This window comes from Streptomyces sp. NBC_01352 (assembly GCF_036237295.1).
GTDB classification, from domain to species: Bacteria; Actinomycetota; Actinomycetes; order Streptomycetales; family Streptomycetaceae; genus Streptomyces; species Streptomyces plumbiresistens.
Genome location: NZ_CP108354.1, coordinates 7793830 through 7814512, shown reverse-complemented (window position 1 = coordinate 7814512; position 20683 = coordinate 7793830). Strand labels below are relative to the sequence as shown.

Sequence of the window (20683 nt, the reverse complement as noted above, 5' to 3'; positions counted from 1 at the left end):
TTTGACGAATCCCCCGCGCCCCCGGCCCGGCAGGGGCGTACATTCGCGACAAGTGAGAAGCCCGGCCCGGGAGGCCGCGATGACACCACCCCTGACGACGGCCGAGGCCCAGCTGCGGCACATGGCGGACGTACTGGACGAGGCCCGGCAGGATCGCTCGGGCGACGTCCCCCCGCAGTCCCTGCTGTTCGGCCTGCAGCGGCTGGTCCCCTGCGACTGCGCCTGCTTCTCGGAGCTGGACATCCCGACCCGGATCGATCTCAACGAGCAGGAGACGCCGTACGACGACTGGAGCGACATGGGCTTCGACGGCTCGATGGACGGGTACTGGCGCTGGCGGCACCAGCACCTGCAGTGCCTGCGGGTCTCGCAGCTGCACACGAGCCCCGAGGTCACGCAGATGACCGACTTCATGTCGGTGCGCGAGCTGACGAAGCTGCCGATCTACACGGAGTTCCTCCGCCCGTTCAAGAGCATCGCGGCGGTCGCCCTGCCCACCGCGCCGAACCGCACCCGGGTCTTCCAGTTCCTGCGCAGGGACCCGAAGCCGTTCACCGACCACGAGATGACCACTCTGCGCCTGATGGCCCCGCACCTGTACGCGATCTACACCGAGGCCGCCCGTCGGCGCCGGCCCCCCGTACAGCTGACCGTCCGCGAGCTGGACGTCCTGCGCTGTGTGGCCCGGGGACTGAGCACCCCGCAGATCGCCGAACAGCTCGTCGTCTCCGCCGGCACCGTCCGCAAGCACCTGGAGAACAGCTTCGCCAGGCTGGGCGTGTCGAGCCGCACCGCCGCTGTGGCCCGGGTGTTCCCCGAGGCACTCTGGGAAGAGACACCTCAGGAGGGCCGCTGATGACCGACAACGAATCCGCGCAGGCACCCACGACCCGGCTCGACCCCCGCTACAGCGACGAGGCCGCCGCCGCGATCCCCTGGCCCGACGCCGAGGCACTGCTGTCCGCGGCGGAGCTGTTCTGGATCTCGACGGTACGGCCGGACGGGCGGCCGCATGTGACACCGCTGCCCGCGGTGTGGGCGCACGGCGCGCTGCACTTCTGCACCGGGCCCGACGAGCGCAAGGCGAAGAACCTCGCGCACAATCCGCACGTCGTGCTGACGACCGGCACCAACATCTGGGACAAGGGCTACGACCTGGTGGTGGAGGGCGAGGCGGTGCGTGTGTCCGACGACGGCAGGCTGCGCGAGCTGGCCGCCGCGTGGGAGACGAAGTACGGCGAATTCTGGCGCTTCGAGGTACGGGAGGGGTATTTCCACCACGGTCCTGGACACGCCGTGGTCTTCGCGGTGGCGCCCCACACCGTTTTCGGCTTCGGTAAGGGGGAGCCGTTCAGCCAGACGCGCTGGCGGTTCGTCTGACACTCCCGTCAACGGCGACATGGAGGACCAGTGATGGAGTTCACCCTGGAAGTGATCCCGCTGCCCGTGACCGACATCGACCGGGCCAGGGACTTCTACCGGGACCGGGTCGGGTTCCACGTGGACATCGACCAGGAGGTCATGCCGGGCATGCGGATCGTCCAGCTGACCCCGCCGGGCTCCGGCTGCTCGATCGCCCTCGGCGACAGCATCTGGGAGATGGCCCAGGGGCCGCGCCCCGCCCCCGGCTCCTACCAGGGCCTCCAGCTCTGCGTGACCGACATCAAGGCGGCCCACGCCGAGCTGGTCGAACGCGGCCTGGAGGTCTCCGAGCCGGTCCAGTACGCCCCCGACGACGGCGCGACCTTCATGTACTTCCAGGACCCGGACGGCAACGGCTGGGCTGTCCAGGAGTACCGGCGCCGGGTGACGGAGCCGCTGCACAAGGTGCTCGCGGACCTGGCCGGAGGGCAGGACTAGCGCCACCGGCGGAGCAAAGGACGGGAAGGCCGCGGCACCTCGGTTCCGCGGCCTTCCCGTCCTTTGCTCCGCCGGTGGCGGTCAGTTCTGTCCTGGCGGGGCCTGGCCCGCGGGGTTCTGGTTCTCGGACACCTGGGTGAGTCCCTCGCCCTGGCACGCCGGCTGCTGCCCCGGAGGCGCGTTGTTGCCGTTGGTGCACTCGATGGGGACCGGCTTGATCTTGGCGTCGGGCGACGCCTGCGCCGCCCAGGCTCAGGGCGCAAACGGCGGCACCTGCGCCTATCGCCATTCCGAAACCGGACCGGCGGCTCATCGCCGCCGGTCCGGTGACCGACCAAAGCGGGAAAACCCCGCCCTTCCGCACTCGTCCGGTGCTTAAAGCACCGGCAGGTTCTTCCGCAGCTCGAACGCGGTGACCTCGCTGCGGTACTCCTCCCACTCCTGGCGCTTGTTGCGCAGGAAGAAGTCGAACACGTGCTCGCCCAGCGTCTCGGCGACCAGGTCGCTGCGCTCCATCAGCGTCAGCGCCTCGCCCAGGTTCTGGGGGAGCGGCTCGATGCCCATCGCGCGGCGCTCGGCGTCGGAGAGGGCCCAGACGTCGTCCTCGGCGCCCGGCGGGAGCTCGTAGCCCTCCTCGATGCCCTTGAGGCCGGCGGCCAGGAGCATCGCGTACGCCAGGTACGGGTTGGCGCCGGAGTCGATGGAGCGGACCTCGATGCGGGCCGAGCCGGTCTTGCCGGGCTTGTACATCGGGACGCGGACCAGGGCCGAGCGGTTGTTGTGGCCCCAGCAGATGTAGGAGGGGGCCTCGCCGCCGGCGCCCGCGGTGCGCTCCGAGCCGCCCCAGATGCGCTTGTAGGAGTTCACCCACTGGTTGGTGACCGCCGCGATCTCCGCCGCGTGCTTGAGCAGGCCCGCGATGAAGGAACGGCCGACCTTGGAGAGCTGGTACTCCGCGCCCGACTCGTAGAAGGCGTTGCGGTCGCCCTCGAAGAGGGACAGGTGCGTGTGCATCCCGCTGCCGGGGTGCTCGGAGAACGGCTTCGGCATGAAGGTCGCCTGGACGCCCTGCTCCAGCGCCACCTGCTTCATGACCAGGCGGAACGTCATGATGTTGTCCGCCGTGGAGAGCGCGTCGGCGTAGCGCAGGTCGATCTCCTGCTGGCCCGGGGCGCCCTCGTGGTGGGAGAACTCGACCGAGATGCCCATCGACTCCAGCATGGTGATCGCCTGGCGGCGGAAGTCCATGCCGATGTTCTGCGGGGTGTGGTCGAAGTACCCGGAGTTGTCGGCCGGGGTCGGCCGGCTGCCGTCGAGCGGCTTGTCCTTCAGCAGGAAGAACTCGATCTCCGGGTGGGTGTAGAAGGTGAAGCCCAGGTCGGAGGTGCGGGCCAGGGCGCGCTTGAGCACGTACCGCGGGTCCGCGAAGGACGGGGAGCCGTCCGGCATGAGGATGTCGCAGAACATGCGGGCCGTGCCGGGGGCCTCGGCGCGCCACGGCAGGACCTGGAAGGTCGACGGGTCGGGCTTGGCGATCATGTCGGACTCGTAGACCCGGGCGAAGCCCTCGATCGCGGAGCCGTCGAAGCCGATGCCCTCGTCGAAGGCCTGCTCCAGTTCGGCCGGGGCCACGGCCACGGACTTGAGGAAGCCCAGCACGTCCGTGAACCACAGGCGTACGAACCGGATGTCACGCTCCTCCAACGTCCGGAGCACGAACTCCTGCTGCTTGTCCATCTTCCGCTTCCCCATCCTTGCTGGTCAGGCCGCCTGTCTCCCGTACCACAGGAGGCGGTCGGGCACCCGAGCATCCCACCACAACACCATTTCGTGCGCGTTGCGTGCCTTGATCGTCCGGCCGACCCAGGAGTGAACGCCTCACGTAGGGCGGGTGTACCGCTCTCCCGCCCATCTTGCCTGCTCGGACCCGTATACGTAATGCCGGGAGGTCCGGAACCTCCCGGGGGCCGGGTACCCCCGGTATCCGATCTTCTCCGGGTACCCGATCTTCGGCCATTTCCTGTGCCCTCCCTACGAGAGTCCACTCCTCCCCCATTACCATCAGCGGACCGACCGGCTCCCTTTCCCCCAGAAGGACACACACGCATGGGCTCCGCCAAGAACAGCAGCAGCGCCGCCCGCAAGGCCCGGATAGAGGAGATGCGGCGCGCCGAGCAGTCCCGGGACCGCCGCAACCGGATCCTCACCATCGCCGCCAGTGTGGTGGTCGTCACCGGCCTCGTGGTCGGCGGGGTGGTCCTGGTGAACTCGCAGTCCGACGACGACAGCACGGCGGCCGACGGGAAGACCACGGGGAAGTTCGTCACCGGCGCGGACGGGGTGAAGACCTGGGACACCAAGCTGAGCCAGACCCACGTCACCAAGGACGTGAAGTACCCGATGGAGCCGCCGGTCGGCGGTGACCACAACCAGGTCTGGATGAACTGCAACGGCGACGTGTACCCCGAGGCGATCAACAACGTGAACGCCGTGCACTCCCTGGAGCACGGGGCGGTCTGGGTGACGTACACCAGCAAGGCCGCCAAGGCGGACGTGGAGGCGCTGGCGGCGAAGGTGAAGAGCACGCCGTACACGCTGATGAGCCCGGACGAGAAGCAGGCCGACCCGATCATGCTCTCCGCGTGGGGGAACCAGCGCACGGTGACGAGTGCCGACGACCCGAACGTCGCCAAGTTCTTCGAGAAGTTCGTGCAGGGCGAGCAGACACCCGAGCCGGGCGCGGCGTGCACGGGCGGTCTGTCGAAGTGAGGTCCGCGTCCGTGGCCGTAGCCGTGGCGGGCGTGCTCGTCGCGGCCGGCGCCATCAGTTACGCCGTCGCCGAGGACGAGGGTTCGAGCACGGTGCCCGCCGCCGACTCCGCGGACGCCGGGTTCGCGCGGGACATGGCGGTGCACCATCAGCAGGCCGTCGAGATGTCGTACATCGTGCGCGACCGCACCGACGACGAGGACGTGCGGCGCCTCGCGTACGACATCGCGCAGACGCAGGCCAACCAGCGCGGCATGATGCTGGGCTGGCTCGACCTGTGGGGGCTGCCGAAGGTGTCGGCGGACCCGCCGATGACCTGGATGGGCATGGGCGGCATGGCCTCCGGCAAGGACGGGGCGCTGATGCCGGGCATGGCGACCAACACCGAGCTGAAGAAGCTGGGCACGCTGAACGGCAAGCAGGCCGAGGTCTTCTATCTCCAGCTGATGACGGACCATCACAAGGGCGGGGTCCACATGGCCGAGGGCTGTGTGGACCGGTGCACGGTCGGCGTGGAGAAGCGGCTCGCACAGGGCATGGTCAACGCGCAGGAGTCGGAGATGGACCTGATGACGGACCTGCTCGAGGAGCGGGGCGCCAAGCCCCGTTCATAGCGCCGCAACCCTCAAATGGCTTTGTCATTGCGTTAATTGGGCTCTTCTTGGCACGCGTATTCCCCTGGCGTGAACGGTTCGTCGCGAGAGTGGCCACCGTCGAGTGATCCACTCGCGACGAACCGCACAGGGGGTTCCATGAGATCCAACCGCGCCAAGATGCGCGCCGGGGTGAGCATGGCGGCGACACTGCCGATGCTCGCGGGCGCGCTGGCGCTCGGCATACCCGCGGCGCACGCGGCGGACAACCCGGGCCGGGCCCCGCTGGCCGGGACCAAGCCCGCGTGGGCCACGGCCAAGGCGGACAAGGGCGCGACCGCCGACAGCTCCAAGGTGTCCGCCCGCGTCTATCTCGCCGGCCGGGACGCCGCCGGCCTCGCCGCGTACGCGAAGGCCGTGTCCGACCCGTCCTCCGCCTCCTACGGCAAGTACCTGAGCACACGCGCGGCACAGGACCGCTACGGCGCGACCGAGGCCCAGGTGGCGGCGGTCAGGTCCTGGCTGACGTCCGCCGGTCTCAAGGTCACGGGCGTCACGCAGCACTACGTGTCCGTCTCCGGTGACGTGTCCGCCGCCGAACAGGCCTTCGGCACCCAGCTCCACAACTACGCCAAGGGTGCCAAGACCTACCGCGCGCCCGCCAAGACGGCCTCCGCGCCGGACAGTCTGAACGGTGCCGTCCTGACCGTCACCGGCCTGGACAACGCCCCGCACCTGGCGAGCCACAGCGACACGCTGCCGCCGCCGGACGCGGTGTTCAAGAACGCCGGGCCGTTCTCCTCGTACTACGGCTCCAACGTGGCGAGCACGCTGCCGGACGCGTACGGCGGGAAGATCCCGTACGCCGTCGAGGGCTACACCGGCAAGCAGCTGCGGGCCGCGTACGGCGCGGGCAGCTACACGGGCAAGGGGGTGCGGGTCGCCATCACGGACGCCTACGCCTCCCCGACCATCGCCTACGACGCGGCCACCTACGCGAAGAAGCACGGCGACGCGGCCTACGCGGGCGGACAGCTGAGCCAGGTCCTGCCCAAGAAGTACGCCCACACCGACGAGTGCGGGGCGGCCGGCTGGTACGGCGAGGAGACCCTCGACGTAGAGGCCGTGCACGCGGTCGCGCCCGCCGCGGACATCACGTACGTCGGCGGCGCGTCCTGCTACGACGACGATCTGCTCGACTCGCTGAGCAAGGTCGTCGACGGGCACCTGGCGGACATCGTGTCCAACTCGTGGGGCAGCATCGAGTCCGCCGAGACGCCCGACCTCCAGGCCGCCTACGACCAGGTCTTCCAGTTCGGCGCGGTCGAGGGCATCGGCTTCTACTTCTCCTCCGGCGACAACGGCGACGAGGTCGCGAACACCGGGACGAAGCAGGTCGACTCCCCGGCCAACTCGGCGTGGGTGACGGCGGTCGGCGGCACCTCGCTGGCGGTCGGCAAGGGCGACAAGTACCTGTGGGAGACCGGCTGGGGCACCGAGAAGGCCATGCTGTCCGCGGACGGCAAGAGCTGGACGGACTTCCCCGGCGCGTTCACCTCGGGCGCGGGCGGCGGCACCAGCGCGACGGTCGCCGAGCCCTTCTACCAGCAGGGTGTCGTCCCCGGCGCGCTCGCCACGGCCAACAGCGCCGCCGGCAACCGCGTGGTCCCGGACATCTCGGCGATCGCCGACCCGAACACCGGTTTCAAGGTCGGCCAGACGCAGACCTTCCCGGACGGGTCGCAGCAGTACAGCGAGTACCGCATCGGCGGCACCTCGCTGGCCTCACCGGTCATCGCGGCCGTCCAGGCCCTCGCCCAGCAGGCGCGCGGCGGCAAGGCGATCGGCTTCGCCAACCCGTCGATCTACGCCAGGTACGGGACGAAGGCCTACCACGACGTCACGGACAACCCCACGGGTTCCGGCCTCGCGGTGGCCCGCGTCGACTTCGCCAACAGCTACGACGCGTCACAGGGCCTGCTCACCTCCGTGCGCACCCTCGGCGCGGACAGCTCGCTCAAGGCCGTGAAGGGCTACGACGACGTCACCGGCGTGGGTACGCCGGCGGGCGGCTATGTGGAGTCGTACCGGCGTCGCTGATCCGGTGAGCGGTACGGGATCTCTCCGATCCAGCGGTACGGGATGGGGTGGCCGTGAAGTGGCCCACACTTCGCGCCACCCCATCGCGTCGCACTGACGATTACACTGGGCCCGTGCCTCAACTACGTCTCGCCCTGAACCAGATCGACTCACGCGTCGGTGACCTCGCCGGGAACACCGAGACGATCCTCCGCTGGACCCGGCACTCCGCCGAGCAGGGAGCGCACCTGGTGGCGTTCCCGGAGATGGCGCTGACCGGGTATCCCGTCGAGGACCTCGCCCTGCGCTCGTCCTTCGTGGAGGCGTCCCGCGCGGCCCTGCGCGAGCTCGCCGCACGGCTCGCCGAGGAGGGCTTCGGGGAACTTCCGGTGGTCGTCGGCTACCTCGACCGGTCCGAGTCCGCGCAGCCGAAGTTCGGCCAGCCGCCCGGCGCGCCCCGCAACGCGGGAGCGGTGCTGCACCGCGGCGAGGTCGTCCTGACCTACGCCAAGCACCACCTGCCGAACTACGGCGTCTTCGACGAGTTCCGCTACTTCATGCCCGGCGACACCATGCCGGTCGTGCGCGTGCACGGCATCGACGTGGCCCTCGCCATCTGCGAGGACCTCTGGCAGGACGGCGGCCGCGTGCCGGCGGCGCGCTCCGCCGAGGCCGGGCTGCTGCTGTCCATCAACGCCTCGCCGTACGAGCGCGACAAGGACGACACCCGGCTGGAGCTGGTCCGCAAGCGCGCCCAGGAGGCGGGCTGCACCACCGCCTACCTCGCCATGATGGGCGGGCAGGACGAGCTGGTCTTCGACGGCGACTCGATCGTCGTCGACAAGGACGGCGAGGTCGTCGCGCGGGCGCCGCAGTTCTCGGAGGGCTGCGTGGTGCTGGACCTCGACCTGCCGGCCGCCTCGGTGGACGCGCCGACGGGTGTCGTGGACGACGGTCTGCGCATCGACCGGGTCGTCCTGTCCGAGGACCCGCTGCCGGCGTACCAGCCCGAGCTCGGCGGGGCCTACGCGGACCGTCTCGACGCCGCCGAGGAGGTCTACTCGGCGCTGGTGGTGGGCCTGCGGGCGTACGTCGCGAAGAACGGCTTCAGCTCGGTCCTGATCGGCATGTCCGGCGGTATCGACTCGGCGCTGGTCGCGGCGATCGCGTGCGACGCGGTGGGCGCACAGAACGTGTACGGCGTGTCGATGCCCTCGAAGTACTCCTCCGAGCACTCGAAGGGGGACGCGGCGGAGATGGCCCGGCGGACAGGGCTGAACTTCCGTACGGTGCCGATCGAGCCGATGTTCGACGCGTACATGGGCTCGCTGGGCCTTACCGGACTGGCGGAGGAGAACCTCCAGTCACGCCTGCGCGGCACCATGCTGATGGCGATCTCCAACCAGGAGGGCCACATCGTGCTCGCGCCCGGCAACAAGTCGGAGCTGGCGGTGGGGTATTCGACGCTGTACGGCGACTCTGTGGGCGCGTACGGGCCCATCAAGGACGTCTACAAGACGTGGATCTTCCGCCTGGCCCAGTGGCGCAACAAGGCGGCGGCCGAGCGGGGTCAGACCCCGCCGATCCCGGAGAACTCGATCACCAAGCCGCCGAGCGCGGAGCTGCGGCCGGGGCAGGTCGACACGGACTCCCTGCCGGACTATCCGGTGCTGGACGGGATCCTCGAGCTGTACGTCGACCGGGACCAGGGCGCCGACGCGATCGTCGCCGCCGGGTACGACCGGGAGCTGGTCGTGAAGACGCTGCGGATGGTCGACACGGCGGAGTACAAGCGACGGCAGTACCCGCCGGGTACGAAGATCTCGGCGAAGGGCTTCGGCAAGGACCGCCGGCTGCCGATCACCAATGGCTGGCGGGAGTCGGTCTAGTCGCCCCGCGGGGTCAACGGTCGTTGACCGTCGGCCCCGCAGCGTCTGCCCAGCGTCCCCGACCGGCTTCCGGTTCGGCCTACGCGAAGTCGTACGCCGCCCAATCGGTGAGCATGCGATACCCGAGGCGTTGGTAAAGGGCGTTGCTGGTCGGGTTGGACAGGTCGGCGAACAGGACGACATCCCTCGCGCCCGCGGCCAGCGCCGCCCGGCTCACCTCCGCCGCCACGGCGCCCGCGTAGCCACGACCGCGCAGATGGGCCGGCGTGAAGACGATGTCCACCTGGATCTGGCCGCCGATCATCGGGTTCATGCCCGCGATGGAGACGGGGGTGCCGTCCGGTGTCTCCCAGAGCGTGTAGCGCTTGTCGGCGAAGCGGGTGTCGGCCCACGTGTCGGCGTCCATGGAGACGTCTTCCCCGACGGCCTTGGCGAACTCGCCGCACCAGAACATGACTTGCTCGAGATCCTGCTCGCCCAGGACGCGGCCCCGTCCCGCCGGCAGCGGCTCCGGTGGGGTGAGGGTACTGAGGCGGTACAGACGGAGCCGCGTGTCCCGGAGTCCCGGCGTCGCGCCGGTGTGCCGCTGCCAGGCCTCGGCGAAAGCGGTGGCCGTGTCGTGGTCCGCGCTGACGGAGGGGAGGGAGTGCCCGACGGCGGCCAGGTGGGCGGCGAGGGAGTCGGCCTGCTCAGGGGTGAGCGGGGAGAGGCCGAAACCCCGGGGCGGGAGACGGTAGAAGGTGGCGTGGACCTCGCCTGCCCGGTCCAGCACGCCGAAGACGGGGGCTTCGGCGCCGAACGCCTCCGCCCCACGCGCTCGCACTCTCTCGGCCCAGGTCAGCTGCATGACGTGCGGGCCGGGCCGAGAGCGCAGGAAGTCTCCGGCTCGGGCGAGGAAGTCGTCGACGTCTTCGGTGAGGTGCCAGCCATCCGGTCGCATGCTTGATGATTTCTCATGCCGCATGCCGTGGGTGTGCTGTTCCGTCACCGATGGCCTCAGCGGTGCAACGCCTCGACGTCCCGCGGAACGTGGGTCGCGACCAGCCGCCCCTGAGGGGCGACAACTCGCCGCCGGTCCACCACAGCCGCCGCACCGGCGACCGCCAGACCCAGCACGGCCAAGCCCGCACCCGCCAGCGCCGGAGACGTCACCCCGAACCCCGCGGCCAGCGCGACACCCCCGATCCACGCGCCCCCGGCATTGGCCAGGTTGAACGCCGCCTGGTTCGCGGAGGACGCCAGGGACGGGGCGGCCGAGGCCTTCTCCATCACCATCAGCTGCAACGGCGAGCCGGTCACGAACGCCGCCGTGCCGAGCAGCACGACCGCCGTCCCCGCGCTCCACTCCGCGCTCATGAGCAGCGGGAACAGCGCCAGCACGGCCACCAGAGCGGTCAGTCCGCCGAACAGCGTGCCCCGCAGCGAGTGGTCGGCGAGACGTCCGCCCAGCAGGTTGCCGGCGGTCGCGCCGACGCCGAACAGCGCCAGCAGCAGCGTCACGCTGGAGTCGGCGAAGCCGGCGGCGTCGGTGAGCATGGGCGTGATGTAGCTGTACGCGGCGAACAGCGCGCCGAAGCCGGCGACGGTCGTGCCGAGCGCGAGCCAGACCGGGAGGGAGCGCAGGGCGGCGAGTTCGCCGCGGACGCCGACGCGCGGGGCGTGGGCGTCGTCGTGGGGGATGAGCTTGGCCAGGGCCGCTATGGCCACGACGCCGATCGTGCTGACGCCGAGGAAGGTCGCCCGCCAGCCCAGCTGCTGGCCCATGAGGGTGGCGACGGGCACGCCCGCGATGTTGGCGACGGTGAGGCCGAGGAACATCAGGGAGACCGAACGGGCCTTGCGCTCCGGCGCCACCATCGTCGTGGCGACGACGGCACCCACGCCGAAGAAGGCGCCGTGCGGGAGGCCGCTGAGGAAGCGGGCCGCCAGGAGCCAGTGGTAGTCGGGGGCGAAGGCGGAGAGCGCGTTGCCGGCCACGAACAGGACCATCAGGCCGATCAGGACCTTGCGGCGGGACATGCGCGCGGTGACCGCGGCGAGCAACGGGGCACCGACGACCACGCCCAGCGCGTACGCGGAGACCAGATGGCCGGCCTCGGGGAGCGAGATGTTCAGGTCGTCCGCGACGTCGGGCAGCAGGCCCATCATCACGAACTCGGTCGTACCGATGCCGAAGGCGCCCACGGCGAGGGCGAGCAGGGCCAGGGGCATGAGGGGACCATTGCCTTTCGAGGGAGAGCGGAGTTCCGTACGAAGCATATGTTCAAGTACGGAACAAAGACTCCCTCGGCCGGTATTCCAGCAGGTGACGTCAGGATGACGTGTCGACGTTCACACGCGCGGCCACCGGAAGGTGGTCGCTCCCGGTCCGCGGAAGCGTCCAGGAGCTCAGCGGCTCGATGCCCTTCACCATGATCTGGTCGATCCGCGCCATCGGGAACGACGCCGGCCAGCTGAACCCGAAGCCGCTGCCCGCCGCGCCCTGCGTGGAACGCATCTGGGCGGTCACGGCGTTGAGCGAGCGGTCGTTCATGGTGCCGTTCAGGTCGCCGAGCAGCACGACCCTGGTCAGCTTCTCGTCGGCGATGGCCTCACCGAGGGCGTCGGCGCTCTTGTCGCGCTGGTGGGCCGTGAACCCGGCCTCCACCTTCACCCGCACCGACGGCAGATGGGCGACGTACACCGCGACCTGCCCGGCGGGCGTGGTCACCGTGGCGCGCATGGCGCGCGTCCAGCCCAGCTTGATGTCGACGGGCCTGACTCCGGTGAGCGGGTACTTGCTCCACAGACCGACGGTGCCCTGCACCGAGTGGTACTTGTACGTCGACGCCAGCGCCTTCTCGTACGTAGGGACCGCCGTCTCCGTCAGCTCCTCCAGGGCGACCACGTCCGCGCCGGACGCGGCGACGTCGCGGGCGGTGCCGGAGGGGTCGGAGTTGTCGGCGTTGACGTTGTGCGTGGCCACGGTCAGGTCGCCGCCGCCGGCGGCCTTGTCGCTGAGGAGGCCGCCGAAGAGGTTCAGCCAGACGACCGACGCGAGCAGCACCGCGACCAGGGCGGTCGCGGACTTCCGTACCAGGGCGAGGACCAGCAGCACCGGCACGGCCAGACCCAGCCAGGGCAGGAAGGTCTCGATGAGGCTGCCGAGGTTGCCGAAGCGGTTGGGGATCTGCGCGTGCAGCAGCATGATCAGGGCGACCAGCACCGCGAGCGTGGCGACGACGAGGCCGCGGCGCCAGATGCGCTTGTCACCGCGCCAGCCGGCCAGGAGGCGGTCCGTCAGGCGCCGGAACCGGGCTCCCCGGCGCTCGGGTCCCGAGCCTCCGTTGTCCGTCTCCGTCATGTACGCCTGCTGCGCCATACCCGTCGCCTCACTGCCTGCCGTGCACACCGTTCGCCCCCCGTGTCCTACGACCCTAGGGGATGATCGCCGCTGTTCCTGCCGTCCCATGACGGCCGTACGGGCACGAGGACGTACAAGTCGGCGCCGCGAGTTCCGGTCACGCCGGGGGAAGCGCCCTCTGTGACGAAACGCGCACACGGGGCGGGACAGCCCTACGCGGAGGGCGAACTGACGGGCGATGAACTGACGGGCCGTAGCCCTTCCAGCACCATGTCGACGATCTGTTCGGACAGGCCCGCCGGGAGATCGGCGTCCGGGCGCATGACGGTGCGCACGAGCATGGGGCCCGCGAACATGTCGTTCATCAGCTCGACGTCGATGTCCCCGCGCAGTTCGCCGTTCTCCTGTCCGCGACGCAGCACGTCGATCTGGATCCGGCGGCGCGGTGCGATGACGGTCGCGTGGTAGGCGGCCCAGACCTTCGGGCTGCTCTTCATCTGGGCGTAGACGCTGTGCAGAAGCGCGGACGAGCGGGTCATCAGCCCACGTTGGCGCAGTTGTTCGAGGAGGGCCACGAGGTCGTCGCGTATCGACGTGCCGGGGAGTTCCGGGTCCACCGGCTCCGCCGTGCGTACGACGTCGACGAAGAGTTCCTCCTTGCCGCTCCAGCGGCGGTAGATGGTGGCCTTGCCGACGCCCGCGGTACGGGCGATGCGCTCGATGGACAGCTCGGCGAGCGGAACGCCGTCCTCCAGGAGCTTCATCACCGCCTCGACGATGGCGCGCTCCACGGCCTCGCTACGGGGACGCCCCCGTGCGGGGCCGTCCTGCGCGGGTCGGCTGTCGGCGAGGCTGCTCACGTTCGCTGGTCCCTTCTGTGGCCTGGGGTGATTCTCCCCCGTGTACGGCCGCTACTCCGCCGCCACCAACTCCTGCTCCTCCTCGTCCCGCCGGGGCGCCGACACCTTCCCCGGCAGGTACAGGGCGACGACGACCGCGCCGACGACCGCCACGCCCGCTCCCCACAGCGCCGTGACGTGCATGGCGTGCAGGAACGCGTCGTTGGCGGAGCCGACGAGTGCCTCACCCCTGGGGCCGAGCTTCGCGGCGGCACCCAGGGTCGACTCGATGGACTCCCCCGCGGTGTGGCGCAGGCCGGCGGGCAGCGCGCCGAGCTTGTCCTCGATGCCGCCGCGGTACGCCGTAGAGAGCACCGAGCCCAGTACGGCGATGCCCAGCGCGCCGCCGACCTGGCGGAAGGTGTTGCTGAGCGCGGAGGCGGAGCCGGCCTTCTCACGGGGCAGCGCCTGCATGATGACGACACTGACCGGCGTCATGATGTGGGCCATGCCGGTACCCATGAGGAAGAAGATCACCTCGAGGATCCAGATCGGGGTGTCCGCCTCCAGCGTGGCGAACGCGGCCAGCATCGCGGCGATGATCAGCATGCCGACCGTGGTGGTGGCCTTGTGGCCGAAGCGGTCGACGAGCAGCCGGGCGCGCGGCGCGAAGATCATCTGGGCGGCGGCCAGCGGCAGCATCAGCAGACCGGTCTGCAGCGGGGAGTAGCCGCGCACGCTCTGGGTGTAGAAGACCGAGAAGAAGGTCACGCCCATCAGCGCGAAGAAGACCAGCGCGATGGCGGCGATCGCGGCCGAGAAGACCTTGTTGCGGAAGTAGGTGACGTCGACGGACGGGTGGTCGCTGCGCTTCTCGAACAGGACGAAGGCGACGAGGACCAGGACACCGGCGGCGATGGTCGCCAGGACCGTCGGGTCGGTGAAGTCGGCGAGACGGCCGCCCTCGATGATGCCGTAGACGAGCAGGACGAGGCCGACGACGGACAGCACGACGCCGACGGGGTCGAGCCGGCCGGGGTTCGGGTCGCGGGAGTCGGGCACCAGCCACAGCATCAGCGCGACGGCGACGACGACGATCGGCACGTTGATGAGGAAGACCGAGCCCCACCAGAAGTGGTCGAGCAGCACACCGCCGGTGATCGGCCCGATGGCGATGGCCAGACCGACGCCACCGGCCCAGATCCCGATGGCCTTCGGCTGCTCCTCGCGCTCGAAGACGTTCATCAGGACGGCGAGGGTGGCCGGCATCACGAAGGCGGCGCCGAGGCCCATCAGCGCGCGGAAGGTGATCAGCTCACCCGGTGAGCCGGAGGAGGCGGCGAGGGCGGAGCCGATGCCGAACACGACGAGCCCGCCCATCAGGACCTTCTTGCGGCCGAGCCGGTCGCCGAGCAGGCCGGCGCTGAACAGCAGGCCGGCGAAGACCAGGGTGTACGCGTTGATCGCCCACTCCAGCTCGCCCTGGGTGGCGCCCAGGCCGGTGGGAGCGGGTGTCGAGATCGTCTTGATGGCGACGTTGAGGATCGAGTTGTCGAGCACCACGATCAACAGGCTCAGCATCAGGACGCCGAGGATCAGCCAGCGGCGCCGGTGCACCGCTTCCGGTATTCGGGACCGGGAGTCAGGAACTGCGGTAGTCATGCGTTCGAGCGTAGGTCCATTTCGATACGGCACCGTCTCGTATCGTAAATATTTTACCCAGCTCTTACGTGCCGGAACCTTCACACGGACCTCCACGGGCCCTCCCCTAGCCCTCCCTGGCACGAGGTGCCACCATGGAGGGGATCCGGGGACGCCGTAAGGGCGCCTCGAGATGACTGAAGGAGCCGTTGCAATGACGCAGCTTTCGGCTGCCCAGCCTGCGCAGCAGAAATCCTCCGACGGCAGCAAGGCGCTGTACGGAGGCAAGGGCACGCGCCGTATCACCGTCCGCGACATCGCCGCCGCCAAGGAGCGCGGCGAGAAGTGGCCGATGCTCACCGCGTACGACGCGATGACCGCGTCCGTCTTCGACGAGGCCGGCATCCCGGTCATGCTCGTCGGCGACTCGGCGGGCAACTGTCACCTCGGGTACGAGAGCACCGTGCCCGTCACCCTCGACGAGATGACCATGCTCTCCGCGGCGGTCGTACGGGGCACCCAGCGCGCCCTGATCGTCGGCGACCTGCCCTTCGGCTCCTACCAGGAGGGTCCGGTGCAGGCGCTGCGCTCGGCGACCCGGCTGGTGAAGGAGGCCGGGGTCGGGGCCGTGAAGCTGGAGGGCGGCGAGCGCTCGCACCGGCAGATCGAGCTGCTGGTGGAGTCCGGCATCCCCGTGATGGCCCACATCGGGCTGACCCCCCAGTCCGTCAACGCCATGGGCTACCGCGTCCAGGGGCGCGGCGAGGAGGCGGCCCAGCAGCTGCTGCGGGACGCGAAGGCCGTGCAGGACGCGGGCGCGTTCGCGGTGGTCCTGGAGCTGGTTCCGGCGGAGCTGGCGGCCGAGGTGACGCGGACGCTGCACATTCCGACCGTCGGGATCGGCGCCGGTCCTCAGACGGACGCGCAGGTACTGGTGTGGACGGACATGCTCGGGCTGACCGGGGGGCGGATGCCGAAGTTCGTGAAGCAGTACGCGAATCTGCGTGAGGTGATGGGGAACGCGGCGAAGGCGTTCGCGGAGGACGTGGTCGGCGGGGCGTTCCCGCTGGAGGAGCACTCGGTGCACTGACCCGAGCTGAGCCATTGCGGCACCACTGCAGCCCGCCGATCTTCCCCCGTCGGCGGGCTGCTGCCGTTCGGCCTGTCCGGCGTGCGCTACGTGTCCGGTCCGAGTGAGGCGAGGTCGTAGGCGTTGCTGATGGTGCTGTAGCCGTCCGATGTCAGGTTGACGTGGTCGCCGGCGTCGAAGTCCGCCGGGGCCGCGTCGTTGCCCAGTTTCAGCGCCTGCGGGTCCGACGTGCTCGTGGCGTCCGTGACCGCCACGACCGCTTCCGCGTCGAGGTGGTTCACCGTGGGCGTGGTGAAGTCGAGTTGGTCGGTGATCCAGGTGTTGGTGTCCACGCGGTTCTGATCGACCGTCGTCGTGCAGGCGCTGTAACCGTCGCAGGGGGTCAGCGTCGTGAGGACGACCTTGATGCCCCAGCCCTTGAGCTGGTCGCGCAGCAGGCCGAGTGCGCTGTCGATGTCGACGTCGTCGTGGCCGGCGATGATGTCCTCCAAGCCTTGGGTGACCACCACCGTGCGTATACCGGGGATCGAGAGGACGTCCCGGTCCAGGCGGGTGAGTGCCGCGCGGCCGCCGGCGCCGGCGCCCTGGTCCGTTCCGAGGTAGTTGTTCTCGATGCCCGAGGCCACGACGCCGTAGACCGGTATGCCATCGGTGTTCGTGCGCAGCCGGTACGCCAGCCACTGGTTGAAGCGTGGTGTGGTGTAACCCGCCGTGTTGCCCGTGGTACGGGTGTTGATGAGGCCGTCGCCGAGCACGGAGACCGCCGGGCGGTGGTCTGAGGTGGTGACGTCGACTGCGGTGAGGATGTCGGAGAAGCGGCCGGAGGTCGTGCCGGTACCGCTGAATGCCGTGTCGGTCGTGTCGGTCGTGTGGTCGCCGCTGCCGACGGCGCTGACGTAGGCGAGTGTGTCGGTGGCAGCCCAGGGGTGCATGACCAGGTAATTCACCTGGTTCACCAGGTGAATGCTGGTCGTGATCGCCCCGCCCTGGGCGACGGCCATCGGGATCGGGTCGCTGTAGAGCTCGCCGCCCTCCGGGATCACCACCGACTTGGTTCCCCCGAAGGTCACGTCCACCGGTGTGGAGGTCACTGTGGCGCCGTTGCCGTACGGGGCGACGGTGACGTGGTCGAGGGTCAGCGGGTCGGTGCCCAGTGCGTTGGACAGCCGCAGCCGCACCGCGTCACCGCCGGCGCTCGCCTGGGTGACCTCACGGAAGGTCTGGTTACCGAAGGCTCCCATGTCCGAGAAGCGAAACCGCTCTTCGGTGGGTGCGCTCCAGGTGCCGGTCCAGCTGGCGCCGTTGGTCGCGGTGGTGGTGTCGCGGACGGACATGCCGATGATGTGCAGCCCCGGCACGTACTTGCGCGCGGCGTCGGCCAGGTCGGGCAGCGTCACCGAGTCGACTGTGGCACCGGCCTTCAGGGGGACCGCGAAGGCGTAGATGTTGGTGCTGCGCGTCTCCTGGGCACCGGGGGTGTTGCGATGCGGCAGGGTGACGGCGGCCAGGGTGTCCGAGCCGTACACCCAGTCGGGCATGGTCAGGTAGTAGTGCTGTGAGGTGCCGTCGCCGTAGGTGAGGGAGCCCTGCGGTGTGACGCAGTCCTCATAGGTTCCGTTGCCCAGGCTGCAGTTGGTGGCGGACGTGTTGGTGTTGTCGGGGACGACCGGGCTGGTGAAGTCCCCCTCCTGGTGCTGGGAGCCGACGAAGCCGTAGGTGGAGAAGCCGAGGAAGACCAGCGCCTGGCCGCTGGTGCCGTTCATCTGGATGGTCTGGTTGGCGGCCATCACGTTGTCGCCGCTGGTGGAGCCGAAGTTCGGCAGGGTGAAGGGGGCGCCGTCCACGGTGACCTTGCCGCCCGGCTGCCAGCCCGCCGCCTTGAGGTCCTGCAGGGAGAGCGTGGCACCGACCCCGTCCGCGTCGGCGGTGGTGCGGTTGCTGTCGTCGGTGGTGGCGGTGTTGTCGAAGGCCGCCTGCAGGTTGGGGTACGTCTTCGTGGCGTGGCCCAGGGCGGTGAACTCGTACTGCTGCTGGGAGGAGACGTTACTCGCGGAGTCGACGGCGTAGACGTAGAGGGTGTGCGTGCCGGGAGCCACTGGGGTCACGGTGATCGTGGCGGCGTTGCCGCTCGCCGTCACGGTCTGCGAGGACGGGGTGTTGGAGGTCGGCGGTGCGGCGTCCAGGCCGTAGAGGAACTTGGACGCGTTGTTGCCGTTGCTGCCCGGATCCACGGAGACTGTGAACTTGCCCGCGGTGCCGGCCGCGGTGATGCCGGCGGAGTCCTCCGGGTAGAGGTTGTCGGCGGTCTTGACGGCCGGCTGCGCTGGGCTGTGCAGGTCGACCGTGAAGTGGCAGGTCACCGAGGTCGCGGAGGTGTCCTCGCCGTCGGAGGAGGTGGCCTTCCAGCTGATCACGCTGCCGTCGGCGAGGCCGCTCATGAACGACGAGGGCAGCTGCTTGGGCGCACCGGCGCCGCTGGCGACGATGGCGCTGGTGGTTGTGGTGGCCGAGCCGCTGCCGACCCAGTACGAGTACGTGGCAGCCAGGGCGTCCTTGTCCGTGTCGCTGACCGTGGCGTTCAGCGTGGGCGGGGTGGTGGCCAGGGTCTTGCCGACGATCGGGTACGGGGTGGCGGTACCGCAGCCGAGCGAGGTGGAGCCGACCTTGGTGGCCAGGGTGCCGGGCTTGTTGGGTACGTGGTTGTAAGTGATGGACATCGACGGGTTGTTGGCGAAGCGCTTGAAGTAGTTGCCGTCCCCGCTGCCGCTTTGGCTGTTGACCAGGGCGAAGGTCCAGCTCGTCCAGTGCGCGGCGGCGCCCTTGGCGATCGTGGAGGTGACGGGGAAGCCCCCCGACGGCTCGCTGGTGCAGGCCGGGCCGAAGCTCTTGGTGGCGAGCTTGCTGGTCAAGGACGGCTTGGTGTTCCAGGTGGTCGAGGAGCTGATCGCGCCGGACCAGTAGAGGTAGATGTCGGAGGAGAGACTGCAGCTGGCGGAGTAGTTCTCCTTGGCGTCCACCGTGGCCGCGACGATGCGCGCGCCGTAGATGCTGGAGGGCACGGCGAGCTGGAAGTAGGAGCGCTCACCGCCGATGCAGCCGGACCAGCTGTTGTAGCCGACGCCGGGGTCCCCGTACTGGGTGGAGTCGTAGTTCTTCGCGGTGGGGCAACCCTGCTGGGTCTCCACGTAGTGCTGCTTGGATCCGGTGGCGTAGTGCGGGTTCCAGGTCGGGTCGATGAACACCGGGAACTTGGTGTGCGTGCCGGTGAGCAGCTTGGCGTCGGGGACGAGGGAGAGCGTGTGGCCCTGCAGTCGGCCCTGGACGCTGGCCACTTGGGCCCTGGAGGCGGGCCCTGCCTCGGGGGCCGTGTGTTGTGCGCCTGTGCCGCTGGAGTCCCACATCGTCGGCTGCGGGGCGCTGAAGAGCGCCCGGCCGTCCGGTGTGGTCGCGGCGAGGTTGCCGTGGCCGTCGTCTGCGACGGTGACGCCGTCGGCGTGGGTGGTGAGGGCGAGTTGAGCGAGCGCGGGGTTGGTCGCGGCCTTCGCGTTCTTCACGACGAGGACCTGCGACCAGCCGCCCTGGGTGTCGGCGGTGAGCCTGAGGTCCACGCCGGGCAGCACCTCGGCGTAGGTCAGGCCGGCACCGGAGGCTCGCGGGGTGGGCAGCGCTTTCGGCCAGGACAGGGCGAGGGACGCCTTCCCCTTGGTCATGGTGGCCATCGGGGTCGTGCCGCCGCCGGAGAAGGCGAGCGGCTCGGCTGCTGCCTCGGGGCTCCAGGTGCCGTCGGCGTTGCGCTTCAGGGTGGCGTCCACCGGAACCCAGTGGTGTGCCTTGCGCACCCGTACCGGCAGCAGGCTGGAGTCGTAGGTGAGGGTGCCGGAGGCATTCGCCGTCGTGGTGGCGGTCTCGGTGGTCAGTGCGTCGACACGGACCGGCTCGCCGGTCGTCGTGGCCTGCTTCTGGGCGCTGGACAGCGCGGTCTGCTGGGACTTCGTCAGGCCGCCGTCGTCGGTCGGGCGCAATGAACCGGTCGGCTCCGGCGGCTTCGTGTCGTCCTCCGGTGCCGGGGTGAGCTCCGGCCTGCCGGCGTTGACGTCCGCGACGGAGCCCGGCGCGGAGTCCGCCGCAGCCGGCTGAGCGGAGAGCGGAGTCAGGCCGAGCGCACTGACCGCGGCGAGGACCAGGAGTCGACTGGGTATTCGGGGTCTCTTTTTCAACGGACCACCATAGGAACTCCGGCGGAAACGGTCGGACATCTGCCCCCCCAATTTGAGTCCCAGTGGAAAAACACCGATGGGCGCGAGGGAGGCTACCCGCAATCACGTCGAGGCGACAACCGCCCACGGAAAGCAGTCACTACCTCATGGATTCACGGGACGTGTAGATGGTGTAGGCAACTTTGCTGCCGGGTGAGCCGATTGAGTCCCAATGATGAGCAATCGGTACTGTTCGTAGGAGAGTTGACACATTTGACCTCGCTCCTTGGCCGAACAGAGGGCCAGGAATGGGGATTTCTATACCCTTTGAATATGTGAAAGGGCTGTGACGGGAGTTCGTGGACTGATCCAATGTCTCTTCGT

At 69.6% G+C, this 20683-nt stretch carries 15 protein-coding genes; 8 read left to right on the top strand and 7 right to left on the bottom strand.

Going from position 1 to position 20683, the window contains the following annotated elements:
• Positions 1–79: 79 nt before the first annotated feature.
• From OG252_RS36020 to OG252_RS36010, 3 genes are read left to right on the top strand one after another with little or no spacing between them, the layout of a single operon-like run.
• Positions 80–856, top strand: coding sequence for a helix-turn-helix domain-containing protein (locus OG252_RS36020; protein ID WP_266440542.1), 777 nt, complete (start codon positions 80–82; stop codon positions 854–856).
• A complete protein-coding gene (locus tag OG252_RS36015) occupies positions 856–1380 on the top strand; it encodes a pyridoxamine 5'-phosphate oxidase family protein (protein ID WP_266440540.1) in 525 nt (174 codons plus the stop codon). The genes OG252_RS36020 and OG252_RS36015 overlap by 1 nt, the downstream gene beginning before the upstream one ends.
• Positions 1381–1413: 33 nt before the next feature.
• Positions 1414–1860, top strand: a complete 447-nt coding sequence (locus OG252_RS36010) for a VOC family protein (protein WP_266440537.1) — start codon at positions 1414–1416, stop codon at positions 1858–1860.
• Positions 1861–2235: 375 nt separating this feature from the next.
• Here the strand turns inward: OG252_RS36010 and OG252_RS36005 are convergent, their stop codons facing one another.
• Positions 2236–3597 carry a glutamine synthetase family protein gene (locus tag OG252_RS36005; protein ID WP_053755742.1) on the bottom strand — a complete coding sequence of 454 codons (1362 nt, stop codon included), beginning with the start codon at positions 3595–3597 and terminating at the stop codon, positions 2236–2238.
• A gap of 369 nt (positions 3598–3966) precedes the next feature.
• Between OG252_RS36005 and OG252_RS36000 the strand changes: the two genes are divergently transcribed.
• The 4 genes from OG252_RS36000 to OG252_RS35985 all read left to right on the top strand — a co-directional run bounded on the left by OG252_RS36000 (position 3967) and on the right by OG252_RS35985 (position 9190).
• A complete protein-coding gene (locus OG252_RS36000; protein WP_266440532.1) occupies positions 3967–4629 on the top strand; it encodes a DUF3105 domain-containing protein in 663 nt (220 codons plus the stop codon).
• Between the two features lie 11 nt (positions 4630–4640).
• A complete protein-coding gene (locus OG252_RS35995) occupies positions 4641–5243 on the top strand; it encodes a DUF305 domain-containing protein (protein WP_266440529.1) in 603 nt (200 codons plus the stop codon).
• 138 nt (positions 5244–5381) lie between these two features.
• Positions 5382–7322 carry a S53 family peptidase gene (locus tag OG252_RS35990; RefSeq protein WP_329341437.1) on the top strand — a complete coding sequence of 647 codons (1941 nt, stop codon included), beginning with the start codon at positions 5382–5384 and terminating at the stop codon, positions 7320–7322.
• 113 nt (positions 7323–7435) lie between these two features.
• A complete protein-coding gene (locus OG252_RS35985; RefSeq protein WP_266440525.1) occupies positions 7436–9190 on the top strand; it encodes an NAD+ synthase in 1755 nt (584 codons plus the stop codon).
• A 79-nt stretch (positions 9191–9269) separates the two neighbouring features.
• On the opposite strand, the gene OG252_RS35980 is transcribed toward OG252_RS35985, so the two are convergent.
• The 5 genes from OG252_RS35980 to OG252_RS35960 form a co-directional block, all read right to left on the bottom strand.
• Complete coding sequence (locus tag OG252_RS35980; RefSeq protein ID WP_329341434.1) at positions 9270–10130, bottom strand: GNAT family N-acetyltransferase; 861 nt, start codon at positions 10128–10130, stop codon at positions 9270–9272.
• A 56-nt stretch (positions 10131–10186) separates the two neighbouring features.
• Positions 10187–11401, bottom strand: a complete 1215-nt coding sequence (locus OG252_RS35975) for an MFS transporter (protein WP_329341432.1) — start codon at positions 11399–11401, stop codon at positions 10187–10189.
• Positions 11402–11501: 100 nt separating this feature from the next.
• Positions 11502–12551 carry an endonuclease/exonuclease/phosphatase family protein gene (locus OG252_RS35970; RefSeq protein ID WP_329341431.1) on the bottom strand — a complete coding sequence of 350 codons (1050 nt, stop codon included), beginning with the start codon at positions 12549–12551 and terminating at the stop codon, positions 11502–11504.
• A 194-nt stretch (positions 12552–12745) separates the two neighbouring features.
• Positions 12746–13393: a TetR/AcrR family transcriptional regulator gene (locus tag OG252_RS35965; RefSeq protein WP_266440513.1), complete on the bottom strand. Its 648-nt coding sequence runs from the start codon at positions 13391–13393 to the stop codon at positions 12746–12748.
• 51 nt (positions 13394–13444) lie between these two features.
• Positions 13445–15034, bottom strand: coding sequence for an MFS transporter (locus tag OG252_RS35960; RefSeq protein ID WP_266440510.1), 1590 nt, complete (start codon positions 15032–15034; stop codon positions 13445–13447).
• A gap of 193 nt (positions 15035–15227) precedes the next feature.
• On the opposite strand from OG252_RS35960, the gene panB reads away from it, so the two are divergent.
• On the top strand, positions 15228–16103 hold the full coding sequence (gene panB / locus OG252_RS35955) for a 3-methyl-2-oxobutanoate hydroxymethyltransferase (RefSeq protein WP_266440508.1): 876 nt from the start codon (positions 15228–15230) through the stop codon (positions 16101–16103).
• 86 nt (positions 16104–16189) lie between these two features.
• Here panB and OG252_RS35950 read toward each other — a convergent pair whose 3' ends face one another.
• Positions 16190–20320: a hypothetical protein gene (locus OG252_RS35950; protein ID WP_329341427.1), complete on the bottom strand. Its 4131-nt coding sequence runs from the start codon at positions 20318–20320 to the stop codon at positions 16190–16192.
• Between the last annotated feature and the right edge of the window lie 363 nt (positions 20321–20683).

What these genes read in the sequence shown, in the direction of transcription:
- OG252_RS35970 (WP_329341431.1), bottom strand. Translation starts at nt 12,551, where the DNA reads ATGGCGCAGCAGGCGTACATGACGGAGACGGACAACGGAGGCTCGGGA.
- OG252_RS36010 (WP_266440537.1), top strand. Translation starts at nt 1,414, where the DNA reads ATGGAGTTCACCCTGGAAGTGATCCCGCTGCCCGTGACCGACATCGAC.
- OG252_RS36015 (WP_266440540.1), top strand. Translation starts at nt 856, where the DNA reads ATGACCGACAACGAATCCGCGCAGGCACCCACGACCCGGCTCGACCCC.
- panB (WP_266440508.1), top strand. Translation starts at nt 15,228, where the DNA reads ATGACGCAGCTTTCGGCTGCCCAGCCTGCGCAGCAGAAATCCTCCGAC.
- OG252_RS35980 (WP_329341434.1), bottom strand. Translation starts at nt 10,130, where the DNA reads ATGCGACCGGATGGCTGGCACCTCACCGAAGACGTCGACGACTTCCTC.
- OG252_RS36020 (WP_266440542.1), top strand. Translation starts at nt 80, where the DNA reads ATGACACCACCCCTGACGACGGCCGAGGCCCAGCTGCGGCACATGGCG.
- OG252_RS36000 (WP_266440532.1), top strand. Translation starts at nt 3,967, where the DNA reads ATGGGCTCCGCCAAGAACAGCAGCAGCGCCGCCCGCAAGGCCCGGATA.
- OG252_RS36005 (WP_053755742.1), bottom strand. Translation starts at nt 3,597, where the DNA reads ATGGACAAGCAGCAGGAGTTCGTGCTCCGGACGTTGGAGGAGCGTGAC.
- OG252_RS35960 (WP_266440510.1), bottom strand. Translation starts at nt 15,034, where the DNA reads ATGACTACCGCAGTTCCTGACTCCCGGTCCCGAATACCGGAAGCGGTG.
- OG252_RS35975 (WP_329341432.1), bottom strand. Translation starts at nt 11,401, where the DNA reads ATGCCCCTGGCCCTGCTCGCCCTCGCCGTGGGCGCCTTCGGCATCGGT.
- OG252_RS35990 (WP_329341437.1), top strand. Translation starts at nt 5,382, where the DNA reads ATGAGATCCAACCGCGCCAAGATGCGCGCCGGGGTGAGCATGGCGGCG.